This is a genomic window from Akkermansia sp. N21169, from assembly GCF_029854675.1.
GTDB lineage: Bacteria > Verrucomicrobiota > Verrucomicrobiia > Verrucomicrobiales > Akkermansiaceae > Akkermansia.
Genome location: NZ_JARWNC010000005.1, coordinates 1 through 7,040, shown reverse-complemented (window position 1 = coordinate 7,040; position 7,040 = coordinate 1). Strand labels below are relative to the sequence as shown.

The following is a 7,040-nucleotide window of genomic DNA, read 5'->3' as shown; positions in this document are numbered from 1 at the left end:
AGTATGACCCCTATGGTCGCACGATCATCGAAAGCGGTTCTTGTGCCCACGCAAATCCGCTAGGTTTTTCCAGCGAAATAACCGACCGTGAAACAGGTACCATGTACTATAATTACCGAGACTACAATCCCACTGATGGTCGCTGGCTCACCCGCGACCCTATCGAGGAGCAGGGTGGACGTAATCTATACAGATTTGTAGAAAATCAACCAGTTAATAGTATCGATATTATTGGTAATGTAAAATGGGAAAAAAAATCAACTCTCGAAATTTTTACGGATAATAATGGCAAAGTAGGCCATGATGAAGATGAATATATAATTTTTAATAGTTCAAATATAGGACTAAACGGTCTTGCTATAACACAGCTTATAGTTAGGCTAGCTTGCACTTGCAAAAAAACAAACAAAAATTGCTATAAAGTTGAAAATTATGAAATATCATATTATGTGCTAATTGCAATTATGCCTAAAACAAAAGGAGATAATGTTTCTCCGTTGGGTGTGAATAATGTATATGTTCCTTATATATGGGTTCGTGAAAGAGAATTAGAGCATAAAGAAGATCAAGAAAAATGGCCAGATCAAAATATAAAGAAATATTTGGAAGAAAAAGAAAATGAAGTTAAGAAACAAGAATTTAAGGATGAACATACATGCTTAGATAAAAGAGAATTAGTAATTGAAGAATTAAGGTCATCTGTTCTAAAAGTATTAGAGAATTCATATAATAAATGGGATAAATCAGGGAAACATGTTTGGGGGCATCCAAATCAGATTCCTGCAAACATGTAGTCAAGTAAAATTCCGGCAATCTAACAAGATTGCCGGAAATAAAAATATTTATGAAGAAAGCAACAATATATATTCTAATTGTATTTCTCTACATGACCAATTATTTACATGCGAATTTATTTTCATATAGAAACTGGTTTCTTGAATCGAATGATATTATACGTGGTAGACTATCGGAAGAGAGACCTGAATTGATAATTAATAGTATTTCTAAGGAAAATGGAGATCAAAAGTATATTGTATCATATTTTGTTAATAATGAATGTATTAATGAATTATTCTATTTTTTACCTAAAAATAGAATAATTCAAAAGAATTGTTATTCATTGTCATATTTTGAAAATGGACAATGGATTGATGATTCTCCTGTATATAATTCCTGTAGTTTAATTTCTCCATATCCTTTATTTCCTGGCGAGAAACGATATATAAAATTTATATATGATTCTAAAAAAATTAAAAAGAATTTTTTATATCGATTAGGTTACTGTGGTTCTTACTCAAAACCATTCATATTTTCTGAACTTAATCAGTATCTGGAAAAAAATAATTCGAATGAAATAGAGATTAAAGTAAAAGATTATTTTTATTTAAATGAAAAATTTATTGTAATAATTGAAATCAGCAACGAAACCAAAGAAATAATACATAGTAGATACTTAAGTAAAATTCAATATTTAAATATTAAAAAAACGATTGACGATATTGATAAATTTTATAGTATTGAAAAAGATAATTCAGTTGTTTATCCAGGTGAAAAATATATTTTGATTTTTAAAATAAATAAAGATGATATTTCGAGCCAATCAAAAGGAATTCAAATAATTTTTGGTGATTTTAAAACAGATGTTATGCAACTAGAGCAGACAGAATTTTATATTAGGAAATATACTAAATTGTTAAAATAGTAGGGATGCTTTCTTAAGACATCCCTGCTATTGTAGTGTAGTATTATGCAAGTATATTTTAGGGCGCATCATTGGATAAATATAGTTGTTTCTGCCAGGTGCGTACCAACAGAACACTGATGCGGAACGAACGCTACCTGTACCGGGGCTACCTGCGCATCGTCACGCTCGACGCATTGAATGGAGATGCCCTGGTGCATGCGATTTTGTGGGATCCGTCGGAACCGGAGGCCACGCGTCCGCTGGGTCTGACGCCTCCGATGGAACACACTACAGCTATGGTCACGATTTTACGAAAAACGTGACGGAAATGCTCGACGAAACGGGAAGACTCGTGGCAAGCTACGAGTATGACCCCTATGGTCGCACGGTCATCGAAAGCGGTTCTTGTGCCCACGCAAATCCGCTAGGTTTTTCCAGCGAAATAACCGACCGTGAAACAGGCACCATGTACTATAATTACCGAGACTACAACCCCACCGACGGCCGCTGGCTCACCCGCGACCCCATCGCAAATGATGACAAAAACCTATATACTATGTTAGTGAATCAACTTACTAATAAATCGGATTATTTAGGATTGATGTCAGTTGAAAGTTGTATGTCTATTATTAGTAGTAAAGGAAAATCGACAATTAATCTTGTATTACATAAAGGAACAAAATGTGAAGGATTATATATTAGCTGTCAGTGTAATCCAACAATACCTAATGGCAAAGAAAATCCTATCAAAATACCTTATGGAATAACTCGTGTTTATGGAGAGCCTGAAACTGCCCCAGTTATTATAATTAATGCGCAAAGCCATAATTCCGAAAATGGACTATTAAATACATTGAGGCATGAATTAACTCATTACTATGATTACTGTACGAAAGGGGTTGATAGTAATTGTCAAACATTTTGGGAGACAGAAGTTCGTGCTTCATATTATGGTGAATGCCGTTCTAATAGTAGTGAAGCGCTGAGAGGTATATACGCTAAAGAACACGCACGAAAATCATTATGTGGTGGAACAAAAGGAGCTGCAATACGCCCATGTTGTTCTAATCAAAATTCAGATTCGCAAGATGCTTACAATAAATTACAACAAAACTTTGACAACCCTTTCAACTAAAACAAATGCAAAAAATAAAGTATTTAACAGCAATACTCATCCTTCAATCATGTACGCAGAATAATGATGGTTTAGAAGATTTTATAAAAAATCGTGATTACTATGCATATAATAAAGATGGATATATATATACAATAGATGGAATAGATGAAGTAAGTAAAATTTTTTACGAGACAAGTACATTAGCTAAGGGCGATAGCGCTTTAAAGTGTAGCATACCACAGAAGATAGAATCTATAATTAAAATAGATGATAACGATTTTGATTATACAACAAATCATAACAACAATAAAAATTTATCTAAAAAAATCAGCTACAAAAATTTATATGGGAAATTATCTAAAATATGGATTGAATCAGGGCCATATTACTTTATTCCAGTTGCAGTAAATGATCTTGTCGGAAAAAAGCAAAAATTTAGGAAATTTTTCATTCATGGATACGGTGATATTGAAGTTTTAAATATTGTTTTTTTAGAGTCGAATATTTCAAACAGTAGAATATATTTTACTATATATGAAAAAACAGGTGGAGAATATTATAGTATTTTTGTTTCGATTTACAACGATGATAAACTAATACAAGGAATAGGGGCAAGAATAATAACAAAAAATGAATTTTCAATCATCAAAAATTTTTTGAATGAAAGTAAGTTTATGGAAAAATAACATAAAATAAAAAATTGGTAGAATCGAAAACAAATACTATTCTACTGACTGATTGCTCAGAATGAGCTGTATTACAGGACTGCTTCAGGAAAAGGCAGTCCTGTAATGATATAAAAAAGAGTAACGAGCATATTCATAAGTTAAGGGTCATGACTAGCTGAGTGACTTCAACAGTCTTATAATATTCCGTTAATAGTGTCATAAACAAGTATCGCCACTAGGTGCGCACCAACGGCACGCTCACGCGAGACGAAAGCTATATGTACCGCGGCTTCCTGCGCATCGCTACGCTCGACGCGCTGAATGAGACGCCCTGGTTCACACCATCCTGTGGGATCTGTCTGAGCCAACAGCCACGCGTCCGCTCGGCCTGACAACCTCCGACAACAATCATTACAACTAAGTCCACACGATTTAAAATGCAGCAGAAATTCTTGGAGAAAACGGAATTTGATGGCAAGCTACGATTACGCCCCCTATAACCGCATGGTTATCGAAGGCGGTTCTTGTGGCCACGCAAATCCGCTAGGTTTTTCCAGCGAAATAACCGACCGTGAAACAGGTACCATGTACTATAATTACCGAGACTACAATCCTACCGACGGCCGCTGGCTTACCCGCGACCCTATCGGGGAACGTGGTGGACATAATTTGTATAATATGTTGAAAAATAATACGATTTCAATGTATGATATATTGGGGTTATCCGGAAATACCATTACAGCATCAATTAGCCAGGAATGGTATGATGATGAAGGAGGACCAGGTAAAAGTGAATTTAGCAATGATAATTTTTTATTTATACTCTATGGCAAAGCTAGTGCAGAATGTATACAACAAGGTGACATAAGAATAACTTATGCTAGAGGATCAAATAAAGAAAAAAGTTCCTATGGATTTTTAAAAAAATCCGTAGGGACTATGTCAGCAGAAATAAAAAAATATAATACAGTTAATTTTTCAACAAATGTAAGTATAGATATAGCAAATTTGATTTCTACAGGAGGTGGAATAACTATTGGAATAGCCGGCGGAGCTGCTGGAGTTGTATATGGCTTAGGTTATTTGGCAAGCATGGGCTTAGGTGCACTAGGTGGTGTAGTAGGCTCATCAATAGGTGCTGGTAATTATACATCTTATACGTCATACTCTATATCAGTAGTTTTTTCTTGCAGGCGTAATAAAATAACAAAGAAGCACGAAGCTGAAGCGAAGTGGGGAATCGGTAGCCCTGAGTCAAGCCTTGTTCGATCAAGTTCTGCGAGAAAAGGTAATAATCAAGCATATATCAATAGAATTTGGTATAATCCCAATAAATAAAAAATAAATATAGCTTGCACGTATTAGATATATTAATACGTGCAAGCACTAAAAAAATGAAAATAAAAAACGATTCGCTATTTAGCATAAAAGTCAGTTCGAAAGGAAAGGAAGGCATTATTGTAAAGCCAAATCATGAAGTAGATATCCATGAATGTGATCAAGTATCCATTACCAATGTTATAGGGAAGAAAACATTCATCACATGTGGGATCAATGGTGGGAGTGAGGTTGATGTGACCTATAATGGGAGAAATTCTCTTGTGCTGTATTCTGTTGTTGGCTTTGTTATCTTGGAATGGGTATTGTACTATTTCAAAATTCCTACAATTAATGAATTCGTTGCCACTACTATACTGGGATATCTAATCATTCTTATTATATCAATTGTGTATCCTTGTTATTCCTTCATTAACAAATCTTCGTTCGCTGAGAGAGATAATAAAACGAAAAATCTCGGTGATGTGTTTTTTTATTTTATATTATTGATAACACTGTTTGGATTCATTTTTATGAGAGATTTTGGGGAAAGTTATTATGTATTATTTGGAAATGCTGCGATGCTATCTCTTATTCTACCGATGTTTTGTTCTTTCTATGTGCGAAAGAGAACTAATTTTATGTTGAATTTTACATACAAGATGTTGATTCTTTATTCTTCCATACTGATACTTGGATATATGAATTTGTCGGTATGAATTACCAGTATTTCGTAGATTATCACCTCTACCGTAAGTTCTGAGTAAGTGAAATTGAATGGATCTATTAAACATGTCGGAATATCTTAGAATAATGCCATTGATTTTTTATATATAATCATTACTTCAATGATTATGATGGTATCTTGTGGTGATAAGAATTAGATTTGTATAGGCGTGGTAGGTATCATTACTAATTGAAATAATGAATATAAAATATGTTGTTTTCTTGGCATTCGTTTTGCTTCAAAGCTGCGCTCCTGATTTGCAGTCAATATCACAGGGCATCCCAGGGAAAATGATCAAATATGCTCATGATGCGGAAAAGAAAGATAACGAATTGAAAAAATTCAATAATGAATTTGTAAGTGTTGTCAATGACGCATCAAAAAAATATGGGGTTTTCCCAATTTATTCAGGTATAAGGATTGTTCCTTTAGGCAAGTCATTACCTAGGAGAAAACCGTTATATAAATTTGGCGTATACATACTAGCGAGTATTGAGTATCCTTTTTATCGAATAGAACCAAATGACGATCCCGGATTGCACCCGGCATACAAACACGCATTTGAACCATTTGTGATTGAAGGAAAATATATTTATATTTTCCTTCAAGGATAGGGGATTGTACAATATTAACAATCTGCGCATTATAGATTGATATCATGAAATAATGCGTAGATATTATATATATTCAGAACAAGTAAACAATATTTTCCAAATTCGACTAGCTACCACCAGAACGGCATCCAGGTGAAAACCACCGATGGCCGCGGCAACACGACCGTCGAGGATCAGAACGTTCTCGGCTGGACGCTGAAAACGACGGATGCGGCAGGCAACGCCACGGAAATCGTCTACGATCTCGGCGCGGGCAAACCCGCCAGCATCGTCGACGCCGCAGGCAAGACCTCGTTCTTCGAATACGATCAGCGCGGTCGTACCGTTGCGGAATACGGTACAGCCTTCCAGCCCGCTCTCTACGAATACGACGAAATGAACCGCATCGCCGGATTGACGACCTACGGCGCACCCGGGGAAACTATTACCGGCAACCCGAAAAACCTTCCGAATGGCCGCAAAACCCTCTGGGGTTATCACTTCGGTTCCGGTCTCCTGACGGTCAAGTACGACCCCATGTTCAACAAGTCGGAAGTCTATGCCTATGATGCGCTCAATCGGCTGGAAACCAAAAATAGTCACCAAGTGCAAGGAGCGGTCCGGTACGCCTACGCACCTCTGACGGGGGAACTCGTGGAAGTAACTTACGAAGACGGGACTCCGGGGATCTCTTTCGAGTACAACCTCCTCGGTCAGCCTGTTTCCGTGACGGATGCTTCCGGGACCCGCACCGTGACTTACAACGCCTACGGGGAACAGGAAACGGAAAGCCTGGAGATAGGAGGCTGTCATTACATCCTCAAGGAAACGCGTGACGGACTCGGCCGTTCATCGGGCTACAAGCTCACCCGCGACCCCTCGGCCGGTTTCGACGACGTGGACACCTTGCTTGACGTCTACCGGACCTACCGGG

Annotated in this window: 7 protein-coding genes and 1 pseudogene; all 8 read left to right on the top strand. The window is 36.7% G+C overall.

Features of this window, described 5'->3' with window-relative positions:
* Window positions 1–794 (top strand): RHS repeat-associated core domain-containing protein (locus QET40_RS00070; RefSeq protein WP_280125129.1); only part of this gene is annotated, 794 nt, incomplete at its 5' end.
* A gap of 92 nt (window positions 795–886) precedes the next feature.
* Entirely contained in the window at window positions 887–1,702 is an 816-nt protein-coding gene (locus QET40_RS00065) for a hypothetical protein (protein ID WP_280125128.1), read from the top strand.
* Between the two features lie 98 nt (window positions 1,703–1,800).
* The gene (locus QET40_RS00060) at window positions 1,801–2,007 is read left to right on the top strand and encodes a hypothetical protein (protein ID WP_280125127.1); all 207 of its coding nucleotides are present in this window, start codon (window positions 1,801–1,803) and stop codon (window positions 2,005–2,007) included.
* Between the two features lie 5 nt (window positions 2,008–2,012).
* Window positions 2,013–2,819, top strand: a complete 807-nt coding sequence (locus tag QET40_RS00055) for an RHS repeat-associated core domain-containing protein (RefSeq protein WP_280125130.1) — start codon at window positions 2,013–2,015, stop codon at window positions 2,817–2,819.
* A 5-nt stretch (window positions 2,820–2,824) separates the two neighbouring features.
* Window positions 2,825–3,487, top strand: coding sequence for a hypothetical protein (locus tag QET40_RS00050; protein ID WP_280125126.1), 663 nt, complete (start codon window positions 2,825–2,827; stop codon window positions 3,485–3,487).
* A gap of 453 nt (window positions 3,488–3,940) precedes the next feature.
* The gene (locus QET40_RS00045; protein WP_280125125.1) at window positions 3,941–4,807 is read left to right on the top strand and encodes an RHS repeat-associated core domain-containing protein; all 867 of its coding nucleotides are present in this window, start codon (window positions 3,941–3,943) and stop codon (window positions 4,805–4,807) included.
* A 903-nt stretch (window positions 4,808–5,710) separates the two neighbouring features.
* Complete coding sequence (locus QET40_RS00040; protein WP_280125124.1) at window positions 5,711–6,127, top strand: hypothetical protein; 417 nt, start codon at window positions 5,711–5,713, stop codon at window positions 6,125–6,127.
* 132 nt (window positions 6,128–6,259) lie between these two features.
* Window positions 6,260–7,040, top strand: a pseudogene (locus QET40_RS00035) (hypothetical protein); the annotation flags it as partial.